At 75.4% G+C, this 25694-nt stretch carries 17 protein-coding genes; 8 read left to right on the forward strand and 9 right to left on the reverse strand.

Translation table 11 applies throughout. The features are described from left to right. The first annotated feature begins 68 nt into the window (after positions 1-68). Complete coding sequence (locus ACGF15_RS12185) at positions 69-896, forward strand: enoyl-CoA hydratase family protein (protein WP_392798246.1); 828 nt, start codon at positions 69-71, stop codon at positions 894-896. Next, a complete protein-coding gene (locus ACGF15_RS12190; RefSeq protein WP_392798249.1) occupies positions 896-3232 on the forward strand; it encodes a bifunctional salicylyl-CoA 5-hydroxylase/oxidoreductase in 2337 nt (778 codons plus the stop codon). Before ACGF15_RS12185 ends, ACGF15_RS12190 begins: the two co-directional genes overlap by 1 nt. Positions 3233-3293: 61 nt before the next feature. Here ACGF15_RS12190 and ACGF15_RS12195 read toward each other — a convergent pair whose 3' ends face one another. Together ACGF15_RS12195 and ACGF15_RS12200 are read right to left on the reverse strand one after the other, a co-directional pair. Continuing rightward, positions 3294-4106 carry a PaaX family transcriptional regulator C-terminal domain-containing protein gene (locus ACGF15_RS12195; RefSeq protein ID WP_362614128.1) on the reverse strand — a complete coding sequence of 271 codons (813 nt, stop codon included), beginning with the start codon at positions 4104-4106 and terminating at the stop codon, positions 3294-3296. 4 nt (positions 4107-4110) lie between these two features. After that, positions 4111-5727: an AMP-binding protein gene (locus ACGF15_RS12200; RefSeq protein ID WP_392798252.1), complete on the reverse strand. Its 1617-nt coding sequence runs from the start codon at positions 5725-5727 to the stop codon at positions 4111-4113. 286 nt (positions 5728-6013) lie between these two features. On the opposite strand from ACGF15_RS12200, the gene ACGF15_RS12205 reads away from it, so the two are divergent. The 3 genes from ACGF15_RS12205 (at position 6014) to ACGF15_RS12215 (ending at position 9358) form a co-directional block, all read left to right on the forward strand. After that, the gene (locus ACGF15_RS12205; RefSeq protein WP_362615540.1) at positions 6014-7159 is read left to right on the forward strand and encodes an acyl-CoA dehydrogenase family protein; all 1146 of its coding nucleotides are present in this window, start codon (positions 6014-6016) and stop codon (positions 7157-7159) included. After that, positions 7156-7554 (forward strand): RidA family protein, encoded by a 399-nt coding sequence (locus ACGF15_RS12210; protein ID WP_362615538.1) that lies wholly within the window; start codon positions 7156-7158, stop codon positions 7552-7554. Before ACGF15_RS12205 ends, ACGF15_RS12210 begins: the two co-directional genes overlap by 4 nt. Before the next feature lie 253 nt (positions 7555-7807). Next, positions 7808-9358 carry an MFS transporter gene (locus ACGF15_RS12215; RefSeq protein ID WP_392798257.1) on the forward strand — a complete coding sequence of 517 codons (1551 nt, stop codon included), beginning with the start codon at positions 7808-7810 and terminating at the stop codon, positions 9356-9358. Between the two features lie 119 nt (positions 9359-9477). Here the strand turns inward: ACGF15_RS12215 and ACGF15_RS12220 are convergent, their stop codons facing one another. Then, positions 9478-9930: an SPW repeat protein gene (locus ACGF15_RS12220; protein WP_345609527.1), complete on the reverse strand. Its 453-nt coding sequence runs from the start codon at positions 9928-9930 to the stop codon at positions 9478-9480. 268 nt (positions 9931-10198) lie between these two features. Between ACGF15_RS12220 and ACGF15_RS12225 the strand changes: the two genes are divergently transcribed. After that, on the forward strand, positions 10199-11068 hold the full coding sequence (locus ACGF15_RS12225) for an alpha/beta fold hydrolase (RefSeq protein WP_392798260.1): 870 nt from the start codon (positions 10199-10201) through the stop codon (positions 11066-11068). Between the two features lie 113 nt (positions 11069-11181). Here ACGF15_RS12225 and ACGF15_RS12230 read toward each other — a convergent pair whose 3' ends face one another. The 5 genes from ACGF15_RS12230 to ACGF15_RS12250 all read right to left on the reverse strand — a co-directional run bounded on the left by ACGF15_RS12230 (position 11182) and on the right by ACGF15_RS12250 (position 21131). Then, on the reverse strand, positions 11182-12723 hold the full coding sequence (locus ACGF15_RS12230) for an alanine/glycine:cation symporter family protein (protein WP_392798263.1): 1542 nt from the start codon (positions 12721-12723) through the stop codon (positions 11182-11184). Between the two features lie 1290 nt (positions 12724-14013). After that, positions 14014-18045, reverse strand: coding sequence for an AAA family ATPase (locus tag ACGF15_RS12235; protein ID WP_392798266.1), 4032 nt, complete (start codon positions 18043-18045; stop codon positions 14014-14016). A gap of 4 nt (positions 18046-18049) precedes the next feature. After that, a complete protein-coding gene (locus tag ACGF15_RS12240; protein ID WP_392798269.1) occupies positions 18050-19504 on the reverse strand; it encodes an esterase/lipase family protein in 1455 nt (484 codons plus the stop codon). A 224-nt stretch (positions 19505-19728) separates the two neighbouring features. After that, positions 19729-19926, reverse strand: coding sequence for a hypothetical protein (locus tag ACGF15_RS12245; RefSeq protein WP_345609515.1), 198 nt, complete (start codon positions 19924-19926; stop codon positions 19729-19731). After that, positions 19917-21131, reverse strand: coding sequence for a glycosyltransferase family 2 protein (locus tag ACGF15_RS12250; RefSeq protein ID WP_345609513.1), 1215 nt, complete (start codon positions 21129-21131; stop codon positions 19917-19919). Before ACGF15_RS12250 ends, ACGF15_RS12245 begins: the two co-directional genes overlap by 10 nt. Positions 21132-21960: 829 nt before the next feature. On the opposite strand from ACGF15_RS12250, the gene ACGF15_RS12255 reads away from it, so the two are divergent. Beyond that, positions 21961-23508 carry an alkaline phosphatase family protein gene (locus ACGF15_RS12255; protein ID WP_392798272.1) on the forward strand — a complete coding sequence of 516 codons (1548 nt, stop codon included), beginning with the start codon at positions 21961-21963 and terminating at the stop codon, positions 23506-23508. 114 nt (positions 23509-23622) lie between these two features. Here ACGF15_RS12255 and ACGF15_RS12260 read toward each other — a convergent pair whose 3' ends face one another. Beyond that, entirely contained in the window at positions 23623-24132 is a 510-nt protein-coding gene (locus ACGF15_RS12260) for a MarR family winged helix-turn-helix transcriptional regulator (RefSeq protein WP_345609509.1), read from the reverse strand. A 110-nt stretch (positions 24133-24242) separates the two neighbouring features. Here ACGF15_RS12260 and ACGF15_RS12265 point away from each other — a divergent pair, with 110 nt between their 5' ends. Then, entirely contained in the window at positions 24243-25523 is a 1281-nt protein-coding gene (locus tag ACGF15_RS12265; RefSeq protein ID WP_392798275.1) for an MFS transporter, read from the forward strand. Positions 25524-25694: the final 171 nt, after the last annotated feature.

Here is a 25694-nt window from a genome sequence, read left to right on the forward strand (position 1 = left end):
ACGACAGTCAGGAACAAGTGATAGCTTCGGGGCAGGCAGCAGCAGACCGCCCGCCGAAGGAGCACTCGATGAGTCCCTTTACCGGTTCCGCACAGCCCACCGAGAAGTGGCACCATCTGCGGCTGACCAGGGACGACGGAGTCGCCACGGTCACCCTCGCCCGCCCGGAGAAGCTCAACGCCCTCACCTTCGGCGCCTACGCGGACCTGCGCGACCTGCTCGCGGAACTCTCCCGGGAGCGCTCCGTCCGCGCGCTGGTCCTGGGCGGCGAGGGCCGCGGCTTCTGCTCCGGCGGGGACGTGGACGAGATCATCGGCGCCACCCTGTCCATGGACACCGCCGAACTCCTCGACTTCAACCGGATGACCGGTCAGGTGGTACGCGCGATCCGCGAGTGCCCGTTCCCCGTGGTCGCCGCCGTCCACGGCGTCGCCGCCGGAGCCGGTGCGGTGCTCGCCCTCGCCGCCGACTTCCGGGTCGCCGACCCGTCCGCCCGCTTCGCCTTCCTCTTCACCCGGGTCGGCCTCTCCGGCGGCGACATGGGCGCCGCCTACCTGCTGCCCCGTACCGTCGGGCTGGGCCACGCCACCCGGCTGCTGATGCTCGGGGAGCCCGTCCGCGCCCCCGAGGCCGAGCGCATCGGCCTCGTGAGCGAACTCGCCGAAGAGGGGCAGGCCCCGGCCCGGGCGGCCGCCCTCGCCCGCCGCCTGGCAGACGGCCCCTCCCTCGCCCTCGCCCAGACCAAGGCCCTGCTCACCGCGGAACTGGACATGCCCCTCGCCGCGGCCGTGGAGATGGACGCGGCCACCCAGGCGCTGCTGATGAACGGCCGCGACTACGCCGAGTTCCATGCCGCCTTCGCCGAGAAGCGCCCGCCGCGCTGGGAGGGCCGCTGATGACCGCCGCCCCGCCGGCCCCCGCACCCGGTGCCGCCCCCGCGCCGGGGACGGCCGGTGCGCCCCCGCTGCGCGTGGCCGTCGTCGGCGGCGGGCCCGGCGGGCTCTACGCCGCCGCCCTGCTGAAACGGCTCGACCCGCGCCGCGAGGTCACCGTCTGGGAGCGCAACGCCCCCGAGGAGACCTTCGGCTTCGGCGTGGTGCTCTCCGACGAGACCCTCGGCGGCATCGAGCACGCCGACCCCGTCGTCCACCGCGCCCTCAGCGAGGACTTCGTCCGCTGGGACGACATCGAGATCACCCACCGCGGGCACCGCCACACCTCCGGCGGGCACGGCTTCGCCGCCCTCGGCCGCCGACGGCTGCTGGGGATCCTGCACCGGCGCTGCGCCTCGCTCGGCGTCCGGCTCCGCTTCGGCACCCCTGCCCCGCCCACCGCCGAACTGGCCGCCCGCCACGATCTGGTGATCGCCGCCGACGGGGTCCACAGCGCCACCCGCGAGGCCCGCGCCGAGGTGTTCCGGCCCCGGGTGACCACCCACCGCTGCCGCTACATCTGGCTGGCCGCGGACACCGCCTTCCCCGCCTTCCGCTTCGATATCGCCGAGACCCGGCACGGCGTGATGCAGCTGCACGGCTACCCCTACGCCGAGGACTCCTCCACCGTCATCGTCGAGATGCGCGAGGAGGTCTGGCGGGCGGCCGGCTTCGACGCCATGGACGAGGCCCGCTCGGCGGCCCGCTGCGCGGAGATCTTCGCCGGGCCGCTCGGCGGCAGTGCGCTGCGGGGCAACTCCTCCGCCTGGACCGCCTTCCGCACCGTGGTCAACGAGCGCTGGTCGGACGGCACCGTGGTACTCCTCGGCGACGCCGCCCACACCGCGCACTTCTCCATCGGCTCCGGCACCAAGCTCGCCGTGGAGGACGCCCTGGCGCTGGCCGCCTGTATCGAGGAGCACCCCGGCCTGACGGCCGCGCTCGCCGCCTACGAGGAGGAGCGCCGCCCGGTGGTGGAGTCCACCCAGCGCGCGGCCGCCGCCAGCCTGCGCTGGTTCGAGGAGATCGCCACCCATCTGGACAGGCCCCCGCGCCAGTTCGCCTTCGACCTGCTCACCCGCAGCCGCCGGATCACCCACGCCAACCTCAGGCTGCGGGACGCCGCCTTCACCACCGCGGTGGAGGACGAGTTCGGCTGCCCGCCCGGCACCCCGCCGATGTTCACCCCCTTCCGGTTGCGCGGGCTGACCCTGCGCAACCGCGTGGTCGTCTCGCCGATGGACATGTACACGGCCGAGGACGGGCTGCCGGGCGAGTTCCACCTCGTCCACCTGGGGGCACGGGCCCTCGGCGGGGCCGGGCTGGTGATGACCGAGATGGTCTGCGTCAGCGCCGAGGGCCGCATCACCCCCGGCTGCACCGGGCTCTACACCCAGGAGCAGGCGGCGGCCTGGCGGCGCGTCACCGACTTCGTCCACCGGCAGGCGCCCGGCACGGCCATCGGCGTGCAGCTCGGCCACTCGGGGCGCAAGGGCTCCACCAAGCGCATGTGGGAGGGCATCGACCAGCCCCTGGACGCGGGCAACTGGCCGCTCGGCGCGGCCTCGGCGCTGCCCTACCGGCCCGGCGTCAACCAGGTGCCGCACGCCCTCGACCGCGCCGGACTGGCCCGGATCCGCGAGCAGTTCACCGCCGCCGCCCGCCGGGCGGTACGCGGCGGCTTCGACCTCCTCGAACTCCACTGCGCGCACGGGTACCTGCTGTCCGGCTTCCTCTCCCCGCTGACCAACCGCCGCACCGACGCCTACGGGGGCTCGCCGGAGCGGCGGCTGCGCTTCCCGCTGGAGGTCTTCGAGGCCGTGCGGGAGGTCTGGCCGGCCGAACGGCCGATGACGGTGCGGATCTCCGCGACCGACTGGGCGCGCGGCGGCACCACCGCCGACGACGCCGTGGACCTCGCCCGGGCCTTCGCCGCGCACGGCGCCGACGCCGTGGACGTCTCCACCGGCCAGGTCGTCCCCGAGGAGCGCCCCGAGTTCGGCCGCTCCTACCAGACCCCGTTCGCCGACCGGATCCGCAACGAGGCGGGCGTGCCGGTCATCGCGGTGGGCGCGATCTCCTCCTGGGACGACGTCAACTCGATCCTGCTGGCCGGCCGCGCCGACCTCTGCGCGCTGGCCCGCCCGCACCTGTACGACCCGCACTGGACCCTGCACGCCGCCGCGGAGCAGGGGTACACGGGCGAGGGGGCCGTCTGGCCCCTGCCCTACCGGGCGGGCAGCCGCACCCCGCCCACCGGCCGCACCGACGGGCCCAAGCCCCGTCTGACCCTGCCCTGACCGCCGGGGCGGGGACCAACCCGGCCGCCCGACCGGCCCCTCCCGTCCGCGCGGACCGCCCTCACGCCCGCACGAAGGCCGCCCCCGGGTCCCGCAGCAGCCCGTGCAGCGCGGTGAAGACGGCCGCGGACCGGGCACCCGGCCAGCCCTGCGGCAGCAGCTCCGCGGGCAGCCCGGGGTCCGCGTACGGCAGGCGGCGCCACAGGTCGAGCGCGGTCAGGTAGTCCCGGTAGGCGTCCCGGGGACGCGCACCGGGGTCCCCGCGCTCCTCCCAGACGCGCAGGACCGGCTCATGGAGCCCCAGGAACTCCTCGTGCTGCTTGGCGATGGCCGGCAGGTCCCACCAGCGCCCCACCGCCTCGGCCGTCGGGGCGAACCCCAGGTGCTCGGCGCGGAACAGGTCGACGTAGGCGTCCAGCCGGAGCCGGAGCAGCGTGTGCCGCGTCTCCTCGGCCAGCCGCGCCGGGGCGATCCACACCCCGGGCGCCGCCGTCCCGAACCCCAGCCGGGCCAGCCGGGAGCGCAGCAGATGGCGCTTGGCGCGTTCGGCCTCGGGGACGGAGAACACGGCCAGCACCCAGCCCTCGCCCGGATCGGCGGGGGAGCCGGCGAAGATCCGGCGGTCCCCGTCGTCCAGCAGCTGGCGGGCGTCGGCGGACAGCGCGTACCCGGCGGCGCCCGAGGCGGTGCGCTCGGGCACCAGCAGTCCGCGCCGCTTCAGCCGCGAGACGGAGGAGCGCACCGAGGGGGCGTCCACGTCCAGCGCGCCGAGCAGCCGGATCAGCTCGGCCACGGCGAAGGGGCCCGGTCGCTCGCGCCCGTAGGCGCCGTACAGGGTGACGATCAGGGATCGGGGGGTGTGCTGCTCGGCCACGCGCTCACTCTAGGCCGCGCAGCCGGAACCGCTGGAGCTTGCCCGTGGGCGTACGCGGCAGGGCGTCCAGGAACACGAAGGCCCGCGGGCACTTGTACGGGGCCAGCCGCTCCTTCACCGCCTCGGCCAGCGCCTCCTCGGTGTCCTTGCCGGCAGACGCGCCCTCGCGCAGCACCACGTACGCGGTGGCGATCTGGCCCCGGAGTTCGTCGGGACGGCCCACCACGGCGGCCTCCGCCACGTCGGGGTGGTGCAGCAGTGCCTCCTCGACCTCCGGACCCGCGATGTTGTACCCGGCCGAGACGATCATGTCGTCGGCACGGGCGACGTACCGGAACCAGCCGTCCGGCTCGCGCACATAGGTGTCGCCGGTGATGTTCCAGCCTCCGCGCACGTACTCCCGCTGGCGGGGGTCGGCGAGGTAGCGGCAGCCCACCGGGCCGCGCACCGCCAGCCACCCCGGTGCGCCGTCCGGCACCGGGACGCCCTCGGCGTCCACCACCCGGGCCTGCCAGCCGGGCACCGGGACGCCGGTGGTGCCGGGCCGGATGCCCTCGTCGGCGGAGGCGATGAAGATGTGCAGCAGCTCCGTGGCGCCGATGCCGTTGATCAGGCGCAGACCGGTGCGTTCGTACCACCGCCGCCAGGTGGCCTCGGGCAGGTTCTCGCCCGCCGACACGCAGCGGCGCAGCGAGCCCAGGTCGTGCCCGTCGAGCTCGTCGAGCATCACCCGGTACGCGGTCGGCGCGGTGAACAGCACGGACACCCGGTGGCGGGCGATCGCCGCGAGCAGCTGAGCGGGCCCGGCCTGCTCCAGCAGCAGCGAGCAGGCACCCGCCCGCAGCGGGAACAGGACCAGCCCGCCGAGCCCGAAGGTGAACCCCAGCGGGGGGCTGCCCGCGAAGAGGTCCCCGGGCTCCGGACGCAGCACCTCGGCCGAGAAGGTGTCGGCGACGGCGAGCAGGTCCCGGTGGAAGTGCATGCACCCCTTGGGGCGCCCCGTGGTGCCGGAGGTGAAGGCGATGAGCGCCACGTCGTCGGCGGCGGTGTCCACGGCCCGGAACGGCCGGTCGGGGGCCCTTTCGGCGAGGGTGAGCAGGTCGTCGGCGCCCCCGCCGCCGAAGGAGGTGACCCGCAGTCCGGGGACGGCCGCCGCGGCCAGCTCGCCCAGGGAGCGCGCGTCGCACAGGGCGTGCCCCACCCGGGCGATCTCGCAGACCGTCCGCAGCTCGCCCGCCCGCTGCTGGGCCAGGACGGTGACCGCGACCGCCCCCGCCTTCAGCACGGCGAGCCAGCACGCGGCCAGGTGGGGCGTCGTCGGCCCCCGCAGCAGGACCCGGTTCCCCGGCACCACGCCCAGCTCCCCGGTGAGCACCGCGGCGATCCGGTCGACCCGGGACCGCAGTTCGGCGTAGGACCACACCGTGCCGTCGGCGCCGCGGAAGGCGGGCCGCCCGCCGCCGTGCCGGGTGATCGTGCCGTCCAGCAGCTCCGCCGCGCTGTTCAGCCGTTCGGGGTAGCGCAGCCCGGGCAGTTCGTGCAGCAGGTCCGGCCAGGTGCCCGGGGGCGGCAGATGGTCGCGCGGAAAGGTGTCGAGGTGGGCCGAGGGTGTCAGCTCCATGGTCTCGCCCCCTGGTGGGTGGTGGGGTAGCGAAGCGTTCGGTGGGGTGCGCGGACGCCGCCCCGGGGTGCGGCGCCCGGGCCCGGCGTGCAGCGTGGTGACCGGGTGCGGCTCCCGGGGCGGTCGCGGGCGGGCGCGGGCCGGTACTCCGCCCGGCGGGCGGGAAGCGGCCACTGCTGGAGCGTATCGCTATGGTGACGACAGTCAACACTCCGCGATACCGTGCGGGTGAAAGCCGGGCCGGGCGTCTGGTGCCCGGTCCCGACCGCCGCAGGAGGGGCCGCGCATGCCCGCATTCTCACTCGATCCCGAGCAGCTCGCCCGGTGCGCGCAGCTGCGCACCCTCGCCCGGGAGCAGCTGCTCCCCCTGGCCGAGCAGGGCGAACCCGGGCAGGTCAACCGCCCCCTGGTCGCGGCCCTCGGCGAACTCGGCCTCCTGGAATGCCTCGTGGCGGCGGACGCCCTCGAACTGTGCCTGCTGCGCGAGTCCCTGGCCTACGCCTGCACCGAGGCCGAGACCGCGCTCGCCCTCCAGGGGCTGGGCGCCTCGCCCGTGGTCCGGGCCGGTACCGAAGCCCAGCGGGCCCGCTGGCTCCCCGAGGTGGCGGCCGGGCGCGCGGTGGCGGCCTTCGCGCTGAGTGAGCGCGGTGCCGGATCGGACGCCGCCGCCCTGGCCCTCAAGGCCCGCCCGGACGGCCGCGGCTGGCGGCTGAGCGGGGAGAAGTGCTGGATCTCCAACGCCCCCGAGGCCGACTTCTACTCCGTCTTCGCCCGCACCACCGAGGGCGCCGGGGCCCGCGGCGTCACCGCCTTCCTCGTCCCCGCCGACCGGCCCGGGCTCACGGGGAGCGCCCTCGACATGCTCTCCCCCCACCCGATCGGGACCCTCTCCTTCGACGAGGTGCCCGTCTCCCGCGAGGACGTGCTCGGCGCCCCGGACGGGGGCTTCCGGGTGGCGATGGACACGCTCAACCGCTTCCGTCCCAGCGTCGGCGCCTTCGCCGTCGGCATGGCGCAGGCCGCGCTGGACGCCGCGCTCGCCCACACGGCCGACCGCCGCGCCTTCGGCGGCGCGCTGAAGGACCTCCAGTCCGTCGCCCACACCACCGCGGAGATGGCCACCCGCACCGAGGCCGCACGGCTGCTGGTGTACGCCGCGGCCTCGGCCTACGACGAGGGCGCGCCCGGGGTGCCGCGGCGCTCCGCGATGGCCAAGCTGTTCGCCACCGAGACCGCGCAGTACGTGGTGGACGCGGCCGTCCAGCTCCACGGCGCGGCGGCACTGCGTCGCGGCCACCTCCTGGAGCACCTCTACCGCGAGGTACGGGCTCCCCGGATCTACGAGGGCGCCACCGAGGTCCAGCGCACCGTCATCGCCAGGGAGCTCTACTCCGCCGGACCCGGCGCCCGCCCCGAGGAGACCGCCACATGACCCTCCAGCGCCACAACCCCGCCGAACTCTCGCCTCCCACCGGCTTCTCCCACGCCGTCACCGCCAGCGGCACCCGGCTGGTGTTCCTCGCCGGCCAGACCGCGCTGGACACGGAGGGCAGGGTCGTCGGCGCCACGCTGCCCGAGCAGTTCGAGACGGCGCTGACCAACCTGCTCGCCGCCCTCGCCGCGGCCGGCGGCACCCCGCACGACCTCGCCCGGGTCACGGTCTACGCCACCGACGTGGCCGACTACCGGGCGCACACGGGGGAACTCGGCCGCCTCTGGCGGCGCCTGGCCGGACGGGACTACCCGGCCATGGCCGTCGTCGGGGTGGTCCGGCTGTGGGACGAGGAGTGCCTGGTCGAGATCGACGGGACCGCCGTGCTGCCGTGACCGGGCGGTCGGGACCGGCGGGACCGCCGTGCTGCCGTGACCGGGCGGTGCGCGGGCCCGCGGGGCGCGGAGGGGCGCACGGTCCCGGGCGCCGTCCCCGGTCGCGGACCGGGATCCCCCGGTCACCCGGCGAAGATCGAGTGGTGGCCCCGAAGGGCCGGACCTAACGTCGTACCGTGGACGCCCCGCCCACCGACCCGCCGAACGGGGGACCCGGCCGGCGGGGGATCCCCGGTCCGGGACACGATGCGCCATGACCACCCCCCAGCCCGCCACGCCGACCGTCCGCGGTCACGACGCGGGGGAGGCCCGGCGTAAACACATCGCCCTGCTGGTCATCGCCTCCTGCCAGCTGATGGTGGTCCTCGACATCACCATCGTGAACATCGCCCTGCCCCACATCCAGACCGCGCTGGACTTCTCCACCACCAGCCTGTCGTGGGTGGTGAACGCCTACACCCTCACCTTCGGCGGTCTGCTGCTCCTCGGCGGCCGGGCGGGCGACATCCTCGGACGCCGCAGGGTGTTCGTCTCCGGTGTGCTGCTCTTCGTCCTCGCCTCGCTGCTGGGCGGCCTCGCCCAGAGCCCCGGCCAGCTCCTCGCGGCCCGGTCCCTGCAGGGCGTCGGCGGCGCGATCGCCTCCCCGACCGCGCTCGCCCTGATCACCACCACCTTCCGCGAGGGGCCCGAGCGCAACCGGGCCTTCGGTGTGTTCGCGGCGGTCTCGGCGGGCGGCGGCGCCATCGGGCTGCTCGCGGGCGGGATGCTCGTGGAGTGGCTGGACTGGCGCTGGGTGCTGTTCGTCAACGTCCCCATCGGCCTGCTGATCGTGCTGGCCGTCCCGCGCTACATCAGGGAGTCCGAGCGGCACCCCGGCCACTTCGACCTGCTCGGCGCGCTGACCTCCACCCTGGGGATGGCCGCCCTGGTCTACGGGTTCATCCGCGCCGCCCAGGACGGCTGGCGCGACGCGGTCACCCTGGCGTCCTTCGGCGTGGCCGTGGCGATGCTGACGGTCTTCCTCGCGGTGGAGCGGCGCTCGCGCCAGCCCATCACCCCGCTGCACATGTTCGCCGACCGCAACCGGGCCGGGACCTACGGCATGATGCTCTGCCTCGCCGCCGCGATGTTCGGGATGTTCTTCTTCCTCACGCTGTTCGTCCAGAACGTCCTGGACTTCAGCCCGCTGCGGGCCGGGCTCGCCTTCCTCCCCGTCAGCGCCGTGATCGCGGTGGGCGCCGGGACCGCCTCGCAGCTGCTGCCCCGGTTCGGGCCCAAGCCCTTCATGGTGACCGGTGCGCTGCTGTCCGCCGCGGGCCTGGGCTGGCTCACGCTGACCGATGTGCACTCCACCTACGCGGGCAGCATCCTGGGGCCGATGCTGGTCTTCAGCCTCGGCATGGGCATGCAGTTCGTGTCCCTGACCCTGATGGCCCTCTCCCGGGTGCCGCACCATGAATCGGGTGCGGCCTCGGGGCTGCTGAACGCCACCCAGCAGGTGGGCGGTTCACTGGGCCTGTCGATCCTGGTCACGGTCTTCGGAACGGTCAGCGCGGAGGAGGCCGAGCGCCAGGTCCCGGCCTTCCTGGAGCAGGCCGGACCGGCCGAGCGGCTGCTGTTCCGGCGCACCGGTGAACTGCCCCCGCCCTGGGGCGACGAGGTCCTCAGCGCCGGGGTCTCGGCCGCCTTCGTGGTGGCGGCCGTCCTCGCCGTGATCGCCGCGCTGATCGCGCTCTTCGTCATCCAGGTCCGGCCGGACGACCGCGAGCGGCTGAGCGGCGGGATGCCCGGCCCCGGTTCCTGAGTCGCGACGGGCGGGGTGCGCGCCCGTGCTCCCGAGCCGCGACGGGCGGGTGCGCGCCCGCGAGGCCCCGGGGGACCGGGGCCTCGCGGGTGCGCGGGGCGGAGCGGGCGGGAGGCCGCTCAGCTCATCGCGGAGGGGCCGAAGGACGCGCCGCCGCGTCCACGACGGCCGCCGGCGGCCATCGCCAGGCCGCAGAGGAGGGCGACCGCACCGACGATCACGTTGTTGACGACGGTCCTGGTGGTGTCGACGCTCCCGGCGACGACCCACGGGGAGATGATCGTGAACGCGCCGATCGCGCAGGCGGTCCACGCCATCGCATGGGTGCGCTCGTAGGCGGAGGCGAATCCGCCCATGCAGGCGCAGTAGGCGAGGCCGAGGATCAGGTTGGTCACGGCCAGGGCGGTCAGACCGCTGAACCCGGCGATCCACGGGGACGCCGCGAGGTAGACGCCGGTGATCAGCGCCAGGGTCTCGACCGACTGGGCCGTGGGGTTCGAGGTGGCCCGCTCGAAGCGGGAGCGCATCTCGGCGACGTCCGGGTGCTGTTCGATGTCGGATCGGGTGGTCATGGTGGGCCACACCTCCTGCCAGCCGCCTTATTTTTCCTTTATGTCCATGGAACGCTTCACGAGCCCGGTGGTCAATGGGTCGAATGCCCTAATTGTCGGGGCCCGGTCGGTCCTCCGGTGCCCCGGCGGGGGCCCTGGGCGGTGGCTCGGCGCGGCGGGGGCCTCGGTTCCTGACACGACCCTGACGCCCCGGAGCCGCCGCGCCGGGCAGTGCCGGGCCATGCTGGCCTCCGGACGTGTGCACATACGAGTCGGCGGAGGGGGAGCCGTGAGGGAGAAGGCCACCGGGCGGATGGTGCTGGGGGCGGGGGAGGTGGAGTACCGGTGGGAGCCGCGCGGCGGGCCGGTCGTGCTCGTCTTCCACGGCGGTCACCTGCGGGCCGGGCTGCCGCTGGGGGAGGAGGTCTACCGGGAGGCGGGCTGCAGTCTGCTGGTGCCCTCGCGGCCGGGCTACGGGGCGACGCCCGTCACCACCGCCCCCGCCCCCGGTGCCTTCGCGGACGCGGCCGCGGAGTTGTGCGCGCGTCTCGGGGTACGGCGGGTGGCGGCCTGCGTCGGGGTGTCGGCGGGTGGCCCGACCGCGCTGGCGATGGCGGCCCGCCATCCGGAACTCGTGGAGCGGCTGGTGCTGGAGTCGGCGGTCGGCCCGCTGCCCTGGCCCGGCCGCCGGACGGCCGCGGTCGGGCGGCTGCTCTTCGGGCCCCGCGTCGAGGCGCTGACCTGGGGGGCTGTCCGGCTGCTGGTGCACGGCGCCCCGGGGGTGGCCCTGCGGGTGCTGCTGCGCGACCTGACGACCGGCACGGCGGCCCGGGCGCTGGCCGGGCTCGGCCCGCAGGGGCGGGCGGAGGCGACCGCGCTGATGGCGTCCATGCGGTCGGGCGCGGGCTTCGCCAACGATCTGACCTGGCTGCGGGCCGGGGCGGGGCCCGGTCGCCCGGTCGCGGTGCCGACGCTGGTCGTGGCCTCGCCCCGGGACGGCTCCGTGCCCTTCGGCCACGCGGAGGCCCTGGTGGCCGCGATCCCCGGGGCGGAGCTGCTGGTGAGCGGGGCGGCCTGCCACTTCGTGTGGTGGGGCGCCGACCGCCCGCGCGTGGCGGAGCGGATCACGGCCTTCCTCGCCGGGCCGCCCGGCGCCTGAGGCTCCCTCCTCCCGGCCCGGCGCTCCTCGGCGCACCCGGGGGAACGGGACGGGCCCGTCTCCCCGCGGGTGCGGGGGGACGGGCCCGTTCTCGGCCGTGTGGCGGGAGAGGATCAGACGGTGGCCTTCGCCGGCTCCTCGTCCTCGTCCTCGTCGCCGTCGACGTGCTCGCCCGCATCGCGGGACTTGACGTAGGCCAGGAACTTGTCCAGCTCCCGCTTGACGATCGGGGCCAGGAGGTAGAGGCCGACGATGTTGATGACGGCGAGCATGAAGAGCACCGCGTCCGCCATGTCGATCAGCGTGTTGAGCGTCAGCAGCGAGCCCGCCACCGCGACCACCGTGTACATGGCCTTGTAGGTGACCTCGCTGGCCTTGCTGCGGCCGAAGAGGTAGGTCCAGGACTTCAGGCCGTAGTAACCCCAGGTGAGAACCGTGGAGATGGCGAACAGCATCACCGCGATGGTGAGGATGTACGGGAACCACGGCATCACGGTGCCGAAGGCGTCCGAGGTGATGGTCACGCCGCCGATGGACTGGTCGTTGCGCGCCTCGGCCCAGCTGGCGGGGTTGGCGATGACGATCGTCAGCGCGGTCATGGTGCAGATGACGACGGTGTCGATGAACGGCTCCAGCAGGGCGACCAGGCCCTCGCTGGCGGGGTGCTTGGTCTTGACCGCGGAGTGCGCGATCGGGGCGGAGCCGAGACCGGCCTCGTTGGAGAACGCGGCGCGCTTGAAGCCGATGATCAGTGCACCGATCACACCACCCGCGACGCCCTCGGGGTTGAAGGCGCCCTCGATGATCGTGCCGATGGCCGCCGGGACGGCAGTGACGTTGACCAGGATCACGACGAGGCAGGCGACGATGTAGATGCCGGCCATGGCGGGCACCAGGCGGCTGGTGACCGAGGCGATGGAGCGGATGCCGCCGAGCAGCACGATGCCGACCAGGGCGGCGATGGCCAGACCGAAGAACAGCGCGCCGGTCGAGGAGCCCATCAGGCCGTCCTCGCCACCGGTGACGGAGACGAGCTGGGCGTAGGACTGGTTGACCTGGAACAGGTTGCCGCCGAAGAGGCCGAAGAAGAGGACCATGACGGAGGCGAGCACGGCGAGGATCTTGCCGAGGGTCTTGCCGCCGGGACCGAACCGGTCCACCAGGCCCTTGCGCAGGTAGTGCATCGGGCCACCCGAGACGGTGCCGTCGGCGTGCACCTCTCGGTACTTCACGCCCAGCGTGACCTCGACGAACTTGGTGGCCATGCCGAGCAGGCCGCAGAGGATCATCCAGAAGGTGGCGCCCGCGCCACCGATGGAGACGGCGACGGCCACACCGGCGATGTTGCCGAGGCCCACGGTGCCGGAGACGGCGGCCGTCAGGGCCTGGAAGTGGTTGACCTCACCGGCGGAGTTCTTGTCGTCGTACTTGCCGCGGACGACGTCCACGGCGAGCCGGAACTTGCGGATCTGGATGAACCCGAACCAGGTGGAGAAGACCAGACCGGCCACCACGAGCCAGGCCACGATCAGAGGGAGGTCCGTTCCGTTGATGCGGACCGAGTAGAAGACGACTTCGCCGAGCCACTTCGCTACGGGCTCGAAGAACCCGCTGACGGCGGAGTCGACGGATTCGGTCATGGACTCAAGTGACACGTTGGCTTACCTCGATGACGCAGGGCCGGTGTGCGGAGGGGTGTCCACACCGGTCGGTGTGCGGGGCTGGGAGCGAACGCCGTTGTCCGTTCGGCGACCCGTGGTGCTCGGCGGGCCGCGGACCGGTCCGTCGGCACCCTGGTCTTGCTACCGGCGGAGCCGGCCACTCTGCTCCGACGCGTGGGGCGCGCCGACTGCGGAGTGGCGCATGTCTACCACGGTCCTTACGAGATCCTTAGTGACGCACATCACATAACGGCGAGTAATCTTTGAATCTGCTGGGTCGGTGACGTGATCGTTATATGAACAGATGGATCCATGTATCGGACACTTGATCCTGAGTGGTCTAGGCGTCGCACCCCGTGTTTCCGCCGGTGAGGCCGTTGCGGCGGACTCCGCGGTCTTTTGCGGCGGGTGTCCGGACGGCTGCGGGGGCGGCGGCGTCGGTGACAGCGGAGCGTCAGGGGCCGCCCGCGGGACACGGCGGGCGCGGGCGGAACCGCGATGATTCGGCCAGGTCTCCCGGCGGTTCGCGACGGATTCCGCACCCGCGGGAACCGTGCCGGGGCGGGGGCCGTGGGAGGGGGTGCGGAGCAGGTGGTCCCGCCGGTGCGGGGGAGGTCGCGGGAGCGGCAGGGCAGCGGTCATGCTGCGGAACCTCCGGGGACGTGCGGTACGGCGGGCGCGAAGCCCGCCACCGGCGCCGTCCGGCCATACCGGACCGGCCCCCGCGCCGCTCTGCGCGTTCGCACACTCTAGCGGTGGCCCGAGCCGCGGAGAACCCGCCGCCCCGCAGCGCTTCGAAACCGTGTTCTTACCGTGGGGCCGTCCGGAGGGGCGCGGCCCCTTGTCCCCTATATAGGGGACAAGGGGCGCAGCCGCCGAGAGGGTCTTACAGGCCGGGGACCGAGGACCAGGGGTGCGGCCGCCGAGGGGGTCTTACGGCGGGACACTGCCCGGAGCGGCCCGCCGCCCCGCCGGGTCGCCGGGCACACGACCCGGTGCGAAGGGCCGAACCTGCCCGTCCCCCGACCGGTGGCGGGCCCGGCTGGCCCGGCACCCCGGCTGCCGCGGTCCGTGGGACCTCGCGCCCCGGCCCGCCACCGGCGTGACGAGGAGGCGCGGCAGCACTCCGGTGTCGCTCGGGCCCGCAGCGGCGCGACACCAGACGCTCCCGCCCGCCCCGACGGCCCCCTCCGCCATCCGGCGAGCGGGGCCGGACCGCCTTCCTCCCCGTGAACGGCCGCCCGAGGCCTCGGCGCCCTCCTCAGCTCCTCCGCGGCGATGCCCTCAGCCGTCCGTCGCTCCGCCTCCCCTGCCCTCCCGTGCCCCCGCGCCCACGGGAACCGTGGAGAGGACGGCCACCCCGTCCTCCACCGCGACGGCCAGCCGTCCGCCGCGCAGCGCCGCCAGACCGACCCCCGGCGACCCGAGGGGGACGCGGCGCAGCTCCTCGAAGCCGCCTCCGGAGCGCCCCTGCCACAGCCTCAGGTCGCCCTCGCGGCCGAGGCTGGCCCACCGCCCCGCGCAGCCCGCGCCCTCCAGCTCCACCCAGCCCATCACCCGCGCCCGGTGCCGGGCGGCCACCGGCCCCGGCACCGCCGGGTCCGCCCCCGCCCGGGGGGACGGCGGTCGCGCCCCGGGCGGGGCCGCCCGGCCGTCCGCCGCGCGCAGGACGCGCAGCCCCGGCGCGCCCGCCGCACCGCCCTCCTCGGCCACGACCACGGCCTCCGTGCCGTCCGGGGCGAACCACCGGGCGAGCGCCGTGACGCGCGGCGCCCCGGCGGGATGGCCGGAGGCGGTGCCGTCCCGCGGTCCCGGGGTCCACAGCCGGACCCGCGGGTCGCGCAGTGCCGCCGTCGCCACCACGTGCCCTCCGCCGGGACCGGCCAGGACCGCGACGGCGGTGGCGCCGCCCGGCCCGCCCCAGCCCACCGTCCGGCCGGGGCCGCCGGGACGGAGGAGCACCAGGGGGCTCCCCCTTCCTGCGACGAGCAGGGCGTCGCCCCCCGGCATCGGCAGCGTGGCCAGCACCCGGCCGCCGGGGGCCCCCGCGGCCGGCACGGGAGCGCCCGAGGACAGCAGCGCCACCCGGCCCGCCGCCTCGTCGACGCGCCACAGCCGCACCTCGCCGGCGCCCTCGTCCGACGTGGCCGTGGCCAGGCAGAGGACCCCGGAGGCGTCCGTGACGGCGGCGAGCGCCGCCAGCGGCACCCGGGTGCGCACCGAGGCCACCCGGGACGCCTCCGGCCCGGTCACGTCCCACAGTTCGAGCTCGCCCGACCGGTGGGCGGCGGCCAGCCACTGCCCGCCGCCCGGTGCGGGCAGCGGGACCAGGCCGACCACGTCCGAGTCCGCCGGGCCGGGAACCGCCCGCACCGCGCCCGGACCGGGGCCCAGCAGGGCGAGGTGGCCGCGGTCCCCGGCGGCGGCGAAGCGCCCGCTGCCGTCGGGCAGGGCGACCAGCACCCGGACCGCCTCCGCGGAGGCGAGGGCCGTCGGCGCGCACTCGGGGGCACCGGTGTCCCACCGGTGCAGGGTGCGGTCGTCGTAGGCCGCGAGCAGCACACCCGGTCCCTCCGGCCCGCCGTGGGCGGCCAGCGCGGTCACCGGGCGGTCGTGGCCGCGCAGCAGCAGCGCGGGCCGGTGCGCGGTCCACGGGGTCCAGACCACCACCGTGCCGTCCAGCGAGCCGGTGGCCAGCCACGGCGCCGAGGGCCGGGCGGCGAGCGCCGACACCCCGCCGTCCGGGGTGTCGAGGGCCAGGTGCGGGGGCACGGGACGCAGCCGCCCCCAGCACACCTCCCAGGCGGCCCCGGACCCGGCCGGGTGCAGCCGGCCGGTGGCCCGCAGCCCGCCCAGCTGGCGCAGCCCGGGCCGGTCGCCGGGGCCCGCCCGGTCGATCAGGTGCGCCGAGGCGACGGTGCCCAGCAGCTCCGCGGGGAGTTCGGCGGCCGCCGCCACGCCCCGCTGCCCGCCCGGGGCCAGCGCCAGGGCGCCGAGGGCGGCCACGGGAAGCCGGTCCAGCACCGAGGGGCGCCCGGCGAGCGCCCTCCAGCCCGGCGCGCCGCAGTCTGCGGCGTACTGGGCGAGCCGGGTCCGCAGATGAGGGCTGACGGGCTGCCCGGCCGCGCACTGGCGGTCCGCCAGCTCCAGCAGCGCGGCCAGCATGCCCAGGCGCTCCTCCGCCGTGGTGGCCGCCTGGAGCTGCTCGGCGTAGGTGCGGTGGCCGAGCCGGTAGACGCTGCGCCGGTCCTCCCCGTCCAGCAGCACATGGGCCGCGGCCCGGCTCAGCAGGAGCGAGGCGTCCTCGTTGCCGGGGGTGTCGGTCCCGCCCGCGATGCCCGCCGCCGCCTGCACCCACACGCCGTCGGCGCGCGGCAGCCCGCGGCCCTGCCCGAGCGCGAGGGCGGCCAGCAGCGGCCGGGCGGCGGGCAGGCCCGTCGTGATGCGGTCGAGCGCGGCGCCGAAGAGCCCGGTGCGGTCCCTGGCCAGGAGCCGCTCCAGCCCGGCCGCGGAGGCTTCGTCCCCCGCGAGGAGCCCAGGGCGCTCCGCCAGCTCCCGCACGGCCAGGGCCGCCTGGAGGAACTGCCAGGACCCGCCCGCGACATGCGAGTGGACCGCCCGGCGCACCCGCCCGACGGCGGCCTCCGCCCGGGCCGCGTCCTGCACCGGGTGCTCCCCGAGGATGCGGCGCACGCCGTCGGCGGCGTAGTCCGCCGCCGCGTCGGGGTCGGCTGCCAGTTCGAGGACGCGGGCCCGGCCGGTGGTGGAGCCGAGGACGGTCCGCAGGTCCAGCCGGGCCCCGCCGGTGCCCTCGTCCCCGTAGGGCCTGGGGCGGGTGCCCACGACCAGCCGGACGCCCGCCGCTTCGGTGAGTTCCCTCAGCAGCGCGCCCACCCGCACCGGGTCGCGGGCCTCGTCCAGGGCGTCGGCCAGGACCAGGGCCGGCGCGGCCGGCGCGGCGCGGTCGGCGAGGCGGCGCCGCAGCCCCTCCCGCTCGACCTCCCCCGGGGCCGGGCCCGCGGTGGAGGGCTCCGCCGTGGAGGGCTCCGCGGCGCGGGGGAGCGGGGCGCCGAGCGCCCGGGCGAGCTGGCCGGACACGTCCTCCGGGGTGCTCCCGGTCAGGCGCAGCACCGCGCCGATCCGGGCCCGGTCCGGGGAGCTGCGGGCCGTGGCGGCGAAGCGGTGCAGCACCTCGCCGAGCAGGGCCGACTTGCCCGTCCCGGGCGGGCCGGTGACGACGAGCACCGGGGGTGCGCCCGGGTCGGCGTACCACGCGGAGACGGCGTCCAGGGCGGCCGTGCGGCCGGTGAAGTCCGGGACCACCTCCAGGAAGCCGGGCCCGACGGCGGCGTGCTCGAAGGCCGAGCGCACCGGCGCTCCGTCGAACTCCGCCTGCAGGCGGCGCTGTTCGGCCACCGTGACGGCGCCGGCGAGGGGGACCCGGTCGCGCAGCCGCAACCGCAGCTCCCGCGCGGTCTCCTCCCCGATGATCTCCGCCCAGACCTCGCGGCCCTTCAGCCGGCACTGCAGGTCCCGGAGGCTGAACACCTCGTCGCGGCAGGTCACCTCGTCCAGATAGCCCTCCAGCGCCGCCCGGAAGGCTCCCAGGTAGCCCTGCGCCGCGGGCCTGCCCGAGCCCACCAGCAGCAGGGAGCAGGGCGAGAGGTCCCGGGTGAGGAGGCGGGCGTTGAGTTCCTTGGCGAAGCCGGCCGCATTGCAGGCCTCGATCACGACGACGGCCCAGTGGCCCTCCTCGGTGTCGCGGAGCTGCTGTTCGCGGTGGAGGTGGTGGGCGACCAGGTCCGGGGTCACCCGGGCGTCGTCCCGGCGGCCCGCGCCCGCGGGGACCAGCAGCGCCGGACCGGACCGCTGCGCGACCCCGTGGCCGATCCAGAGCAGGACCGAGGGGCGCGCCGCCCGGTCGCCGTACTCGCCGGCCCAGCGGGCCAGGGCGTCGTCCGCCTCGGACAGCGAGCCCAGCACGCCCGTCGCGGGGCGGCCGCCGGGGCCGGGCGCGGGCCGTCCGCCCAGGCGGCGCAGCACGGCGGTGACCCGGTCCGCCTCGCCCCGGGTGTCCACCTCCGGGTAGCAGCGCACCGGTCCCACCGGAAGGGCGTGGACGTCGAAGGCGTCGGCGATCTCGCCGTCGTCCTGAGCCGGGACGGCGATCTCGCCGTCGTCCTGGGCCGGGAGGGGACGGGCGCGGGCGTCGGAGGACGGCGCGCCGGGCGGGGCGGCGGGGTGCGGGACCGTCCCCGGCCGCGGGTGCGGTGGCGGGGCGGACGCCCCGGGGCGGGGCGTGGACTCCGGGCTCATCGCGTCAGCCGGGTCCCGCCGCGAGGACCGCCACCAGGCGGCGCAAGGGCTCCGCCCCGCCGCGCACCTCCACCTCGTACAGCCCGGGCCCTTCGGTGCGGTGGAGCGCCGACCAGGAGGACCGGGTGCCGCGTACCGGTCTCAGCCCCGGGTGGCCGACCCTCTCCAGGCCGCCGACCTCCCGGACCACGCACTCCGGGTCCGCGGCACCGTGGTCCAGACCGCTCACCTCGACCGTGAACGGCTGGTCCTCGGCGACCCATTCGGGCACGTGCAGCCCGAAGCCCTCCCCGCCGAGCATCGCCCCGAGCCCGTCGGTGTGGCGCAGCCCGCGCAGCAGGCCGCGGGCCAGGTCGACGACCGAGGCGCTGCGGACCAGGGCGCTGTGCTCCTGGTACACGTGCACGGGCCGTGCGCCGGAGCCCGGCAGATGCGCGGCGAACTGGTAGACGGTGCCGTCCCCGGTGCGGTCCTCGCACCGCGGCCTGCCGTCGCCGTCCAGCAGGGGGCGCTCGCCGTCGCGCCGGAGCATGTACCGCTGGGCGACGGCGGCCGTGCCCTGCATGCGGTAGCTCTGCCAGGTGCGCTGGCCGATGCCGACGACCATCACATGGTCCGGCAGCAGTGTGCCGGAGCGGCTCGACCGCCAGGCGGCGCTGGCCTCGGCGAGCTCGCGGCGGCCGCCCAGGGCCACGATGTCCTCCACCCCGGGAGCGCGCATGTCCCCGTCCTCCTCGCGGCAGCGGTAGCCGGGCAGGAGGTCGTAGAGCCCCGGCATGGTCGGGGTCACCTCGCGCAGGACGGCGGGCGGCAGGCCGAGCGGCGCGCCGCGGCCCGAGTTGAGCATCACGGCGGCCTTCACCGAGCCGCCGAAGGGGGTGCCCACGGTCATGACCGTGCGGACCTCGGCGGCCGCCTCCTCGTCCCGCACCACCTCGCGGGCGAGCAGCCCGCCCATGGAGTGGGCGACGACGACGGCCTTGGCCGGACCGGCCTCGGGGTGCTCGGACAGATGGCGGCGGTGGGCGCCGTGGGCGCGCCAGGCGGCGAGGTGCTCGCGGACGGCGGCGGCGAGCAGGGCGCCGTTGTGCTCCACCGACAGCCGCCAGTCGTAGGGGAAGGCGGTCACGGCGGCCCGGTCCAGGGCCTCGCGGCGGAGCCGGGAGAGCAGTTCGCCGTACGGCTGGGCCCCGCCGAGGCCCGGGAGCCAGTCCGCGACGCCCAGCAGTCCGGTGGCCTCGACCCGGAGCGCCCCGCCGCGTTCGGCCTCGGTGACCCGCAGCGCGCGCAGCCGGTCGGCGTGCAGGCGCGCGGAGTACCCGAGGATGCTTCCCACGCCCCATAACGGGGTGTCCGTCTCCGCGTCCCGCAGCGTGCTGCCCATGATGCCCGGGACGACGACCACCGCGTCGTGCAGCAGGCGTTCGGGTGCCGGTGCGGGTGCCGATGTTGCGTCCATGCCCTGCCCCCGTGTGTCAACGACCGCTGTTCCTGCACCTGTTGGGGTGAGATCGCGGCCAGGACGCTAGCACAGGGGGACGTGCTCACCCAGGGGTTCGAGCACAGTTCACCCGATCCGCCAAGGCCGGTCAGGACCGGATGTTTCGGCGGTGGCCGACCCGGGGCCTTCGACCGGGCGCCGGACGGGGCCGGGGCTCGCCCCCGCCCCGTCCGGGGCGGGTCTCACCGCGGCGAGGGCTCGCGGGAGGGGAACACGGCGGGCGGCCGACCCGCGCGCTCGTGCACGGCGCGGGCGTCGCGCCGCCTGCGGGCGAAGGAGGCCAGGTAGCAGGCGACGCTGAACAGCAGGATCGCCAGGCTGATACCGAGGAAGACCAGCCCGAGGGGCCCCAGTTCGGAGAGGGTCCGGGTCAGGCCCATGTCGCGGCCCCCGAGGTGTAGGAGCGCCACAGGGAGGTGCCCATCCAGTAGGTGCGGATGAACTGGAAGACCAGCTCCGGCAGGAGCAGCGCGCACACCAGCATGGCCTTCCAGCCCAGGGGCGCCACCCGGACCGCGGAGAACAGCGACCAGGCCAGCAGGAGCAGCAGCCAGAGCGGGTCCCCGGCGGGCTGCCCCTGGGCGACCGACTGCGCCGCCCAGACGGCGACCCAGCCGAGGCTGTAGGCGAAGCCGAGCAGCCCGAGGACGTACTGGACGATCGACAGCCGCGTGTGCCGCGTCCAGCCGCGCTGGCGCATGATGTCCAGCGTGCCGCGCACCCACCGCTCCCGCTGGCGCACCAGGTCGCCCAGGGCGGGCATCAGGTCGGTGTAGGCGACGCAGTACTGGTTGGCCGTCACCCGCCAGCCGGCCTCCTTCAGCGACAGCGTGGTCTCGTAGTCCTCGACCAGGTTGCCGCTGTGCTGCCAGAACACCTCGCCGCGGGCGTCGATGAGGTGCTGCAGGGCCGCCGAGCGGTAGAACGACCCGGCGCCCGCCATCGTGTGCAGGCCGCTGCGGGAGCGGGTGTGGGCGTACCGCCCGTACTCGATGATCTGCATGCCCGCGAGGTAGCGCTGCCAGGGGGTCCGCCACAGCCCGCTGCGGCCGTAGCAGGTGGCGCTCACGCCGCCCAGTTGCGGGTCGGACTCCAGGACCATCCTGGCCCGCTGGAGGAAGCGGGGGTGCAGCGAGGTGTCGGCGTCCATGACGAGGACGTAGCGGGCGGCTCCGGTCAGGTTCCCGCCCTCCTCGGCGAGGCGGGCGAGGCCGTGGTTGAGCGCCCCGGCCTTCTTGTGGGGGTTGCTGGGCAGGGACAGCACCCGGGTCCGCGGAGCGCCGGGGCGCTCGGCGAACTCGCGGGCGATCCGCTCGGTGCCGTCCGTCGAGTTGTTGACCACGACCAGGATCAGGTCGGGCCGCTGCGTCTGGGCGGCCAGGGACTCCAGGGAGCCGAGGACCTCGGCCTCCTCGTTCCGGGCCGGGATCACGACGACGGTGTCGTGGAGTGGTTCGCGATGTGCGTTCGGCAACGCCTGCTCCGCCGTGCGGACGGTCGTCGCCCGGGTCGTGGTCCCGGTGGCGGCCGTGCCGCCGGGAAGGTCTTCCGCGGAATCGAGCAGGGCTTCCCCTGTCAATGCCATAAGGGCTCTCCAGTCGAGCGTGGATCGAAATGTCCAGCACACGACGCTGTGTACCTGGTTCACCTGGCGGCGCTCATGATCACACACTGACGGGTATTGGTATGGACCTGTCCCGGTATACGGATCACTAAGCGATAGGGAACTCTTGGTCCGCCGACCTCCGTGATTGCGGTGGCACATGCACTGAGCCGATAGTTTCGGACACTTCGCCGCCCCTGTCGCGAGCCGTCCGCACCCCTGCCGGGGCGGATGCCCCCGGCCGCCCCGACCCGCTGTCCCACCGGGCCTGCGGCGGGTCGGAGCGTGCCGGAGCGCCCCTCGGGGGAGGGGGTGCGGGCCGGGTGCGCCCTCGGATCTCGGCCAGACGGGGCGTGACGGAGTCTGATGCAGCGTCAGCTCCGGCCGCTCGGTGCGACGGCGTGTCCGGTGAGCGAACTCACATCCCCGGAGCCGGCGGCGGACGTGCTTCGGGCCCGCTCCGGGGGCGGCATCCCGCGATCCCCGCGGGGCTCCGCGCCCGGGGCCGCCCGCCCCTCGTCGCGCGGCCCTCCGCGGCCCACGCCCGGCACGCCCGTGAACGCGGCCGTGGAGTCGTGCCCTTCGGAAGAGGGCAGGAGGGCCGGGGTGCCTCCCTCTGCGGCATCGGGCTGACCCGGGGCGCCGACCGGATCCGCGCCTGTTCCCTCCACGTCTGTTCCCACCGGGCCTGTTCCCACCGGGAGTTCATCCGCCGTACCCGGTCCCGCCGCATGCCGGCGGAACCATGACTCCGCTCCGCACCGCACGAGTTGTCCAGACAGCTTCATCCCCGAGTGTCGAGAGGACCCCCATGCCGACGTCCGGAGTACCCCGCCGCACCGTGCTCGCCGCCACCGCCGCCACGGCCGCCCTGACCGCGACGGGCCTGGCATCACCGGCGGCCCGCGCCGCCACCGCCGCCGTCCCGGACCTCCCCGACGGCACCAGCAGGGACAAGGTCCTGGTCGTCGGCATGGACGGCGTGCGCCACGACCTGATCGACGCCGCCGACACGCCCCGGCTGCGTGCGATGCGCGCCGCCGGTACCTTCGGCGCCTCCCTCCTCTACTCCGGCCCCATGGCCGCCACCTCCTCCGGGCCCGGTTGGTCGACGATCTCCACCGGGGTGTGGCCCGACAAGCACGGAGTCCGGGACAACTCCTTCGCCGGACGCGACTACGGCCGCTATCCCGGCTTCCTGGCCCGCCTGCACCAGGTCCGGCCGCAGCTCTCCCTCTTCGCGGCCGTCGACTGGAAGCCGCTGGACACCTACGGCACGGTCACGGCCGGTGCGGACGCCGCGCTCGTGCTGGACGGTGACCGCGACGGTTACGTGGCGCACGACGAGACGATCACCGCCACCACCGAGGCGGTCCTGCGCGACCGGAACCCGGACGTGGCCTTCGTCTACCTCGGCAATACCGACGTCGTCGCCCACGCCTCCGGCACCGGCAGCCGGTTCCTCCAGGCCCTGGCTGTGCAGGACCGTCAGCTCGGCCGGATGCTGGACGCCGTCGAGGCCCGTCCCACCCGTGCCGACGAGCGCTGGACGGTGATCGTCTGCACCGACCACGGTCATGTGGACCGGGGCGGCCACGGGGGCAGCAGCATCCCGGAGCGCATGACCTTCGTGCTGGCCACCGGCCCCGGTATCGAGGCCGGGGCCCGGCCCCACGACACCCGCCTCGTGGACGTCGCCGCCACCGTCTTCCACCAGCTCGGCATCGACCCCGACCCGTCCTGGGGCCTGGACGGCCGACCGCTCCAGCAGCGCAGCGCCGACCCCTTCGACAGCCTGGTCGGCTCCCTGGCCGGCCGCGTGGACGAGACCGGCATCCCGGCCGGTGTCCTCGGCCACACCCACACCCCGCCCGCCGGGTGGTCGGTGGCCGACAACGCCATGGGGACCGGCGGGGTCGCCGAGTGGCGCGGCTGGTCCTTCACGACGGACGAGTTCTGGAGCCGCACCCACCGCGACCAGTGGCGGGAGCTGAACGTCCGCTCCCGCGGCGTCTTCGCGGTGGCGGACTCCGACGAGTGGGACGACAAGGCCAACTCCGGCCGCTTCGACTCGACACTGGTGACCCCGGCGCACAACGTGGCGGGCGCCTCCCGGGTGACCCTCGACTACACGACCCACTACCGGCAGGAGTCCGGCCAGACCGCCCGGGTCCTCGCCTCCTTCAACGGCGGCACTCCGTCCGTGGTCCGCGAGTACACCGCGGACGCGGTCTCCCGGCCCGAGTCGCTGACGCTGGACGTCCCCGCCGGGGCCTCGACGGTCGCCTTCCACTTCCACTACACCGGCCGCAACAACTGGTACTGGGCCCTGGACGACGTCCGCGTGGGCGCCCGGTAGTCGCTGCCCCGCCCTGCCTGCCGCCTCGGGTCCCCGGGGCGGCAGGCAGGGAAGCCGGGCCGGAGGCCGGCGTTCCGGGGGCGTGGCGGGAGCACGCCCGGGAGCGGTGCCCGCTCAGGTGACGGAGGTGTCCCCGAGGGACACCAGGAGGCGCCGCAGCAGACCGGCGAGCTCCTCGGAGTCCTCCTCCCCGAGGACCTCCAGCAGCCGGGCCTCGTTCGCCAGGTGCGCGCCGACGTAGGCGAGCGTGACCTCGTGCCCGCGTGCGGTCAGCCTCACCTGCACCGTGCGCCGGTCCCCGGCGTCCCGCACCCGTTCGACCAGCCCCTTGGCCTCCATCCGGTCGATCCGGTTGGTGATGGCCCCCGAGGTCACCATGGCCGCCTTGCGGAAGGCTCCCGCGGTCAGCTGGTACGGGGGGCCGGAGCGCTGGAGCGTGGTGAGGAGGTCGACCTCGCCGAGTTCGAGCTCGCGCTCGGCGGCGAAGGCCCGGAACTCCTTCTCCAGTGCGGCCCCGAGCCGCTGGAGCCTGCCGAGGACCTGGACCGGCCACAGCCGGTCGGCCAGTTCGGGGCGCTCGGCGGTCCACTGCCCCACGATCTCGTCCACCGCGTCGGTGCTCATCGTGCTCCTTCGGTCCTCGGCGACCCCCGAAGGATATCTCAACGTTGAAAGACTTGACGCTGAAGGATTCCGGTGTTTATCTCAACGTTGAAATTCTCAAAGTTGAACGGATGGGTCTCCCGTCCGCCTCGCCGTCCTTCGGGGGCCCCATGTCCGACCGCCGCCTCTCCCCGCCGACCCCTGCACCGCCGAGCGGCACCGGGCCCCCGGCGCCGTCCCGGCCGCCCGTTCCGGCGCCGTGGCTCGCCCTGCTGGCCACCCCCGTCGCGCTCGGCGGGAACGCGCCCGTGCTGATCCTGGAGCGCCTGGGCGGCTCCCTCGGGGTGCCGGCGGCCTCCGCGACCTGGCTCGTCACGGTCTTCGCCTGGGCCATGACCGTCGGAACACCGCTGTTCACGGGCCTGATCCGGCATCAGGGGCCCCGGAGGGGGCTCGCCGCGGGTGCCGCGGCGGTCGGCTGCGGCACCGCGCTCGTCGTCCTCGCCCCCTCGCTCCCGGTGCTCCTGGGAGGGCGGGCACTCCAGGGCGCGGGCGGGGCGGGGCTCGCCGCCGTCGCCATGAACCTCGCCGGTTCCCCGCGGAGAACGGGCGTGCTCACCGCCGGCTTCGGCATCTGCGCGGCCTGCGGACCGCTGCTCGGAGCCCGGCTCACCTGGGCGGGCTCCTGGCGCGCGGCCCTGGCCCTGTCCGCCCTCGCCCTCCTCGCGGTCGCCGCCGTGCGGCGGCGGCTGCCACCCCGCCACCCCTCCGCCGGAGCCGCCTCCTTCGACGCCGCGGGCGCGGTACTCGTGGCGGCGCTGGCGACGGCGCTCTGCCTGCTGCCGATCGTGCCCTCGGCGGCCGCCGCGGCAGCCCTGGCCACCGCCGTGTGCCTGGCGCTCCACGTCCGGCGCCGGCCCGACGGGTTCGTCCCCGCCGCCCTTCTGGCCTCGCGCGCCTTCGTCGGGTCCGCGCTCGCCGCCTGCGCGGTCTCGACCTCCTACTTCGCCCAGCTCTACAGCCTCCCCCGGTTGCTCGAACAGCGGACGGGGTGGAGCCCGGACGCCGTCGGCACGGGACAACTGACCGCCATGCTCACCGGATCGGCCCTGGCCTGGCTGCTCGCCGCCGGCTCCGGGCGGATGGGGACCCGCAGGGCCATGGCCGTCCTCGCCGTCCTCGCCGTGCTCGCCCCGCTCACCGCGGCGCTGGCCGCATCGGCGCCGCTGCTCCTGCTGAGCGCCGCCGCCGCGATCCTCGCGGCCACCGGCGGCAACGCCCTGCTGTCCGTGAGCGCGGCCGGGGACGCCTCCGCGGGGCATCGGCCCGCGGCGATCGGCCTGTGCGTCCTGTGCTACCAACTGGGCGGCGCCCTCGGCCCGGCGCTGGCGACCCTGCTCGTCCTCGGCTGACGCCGCACCGGGCGGCCGCCGCCGCACCGCACACCCGGCCGCGGCACCGGACGGCCCCTGCGCCCCACGGCCCCTGCTTGGGTTCAAGGGGTCGTCGCAACACCACTTGGTTTCAGGTGGTGAGTAGATCACGTAGACGCTCGGCTGGGGTATCCCAGTCGAGCGTCTTGC

Origin of the sequence: Streptomyces sp. NPDC048001 (assembly GCF_043203115.1) — a bacterium.
Taxonomy (GTDB): Bacteria; Actinomycetota; Actinomycetes; order Streptomycetales; family Streptomycetaceae; genus Streptomyces; species Streptomyces sanyensis.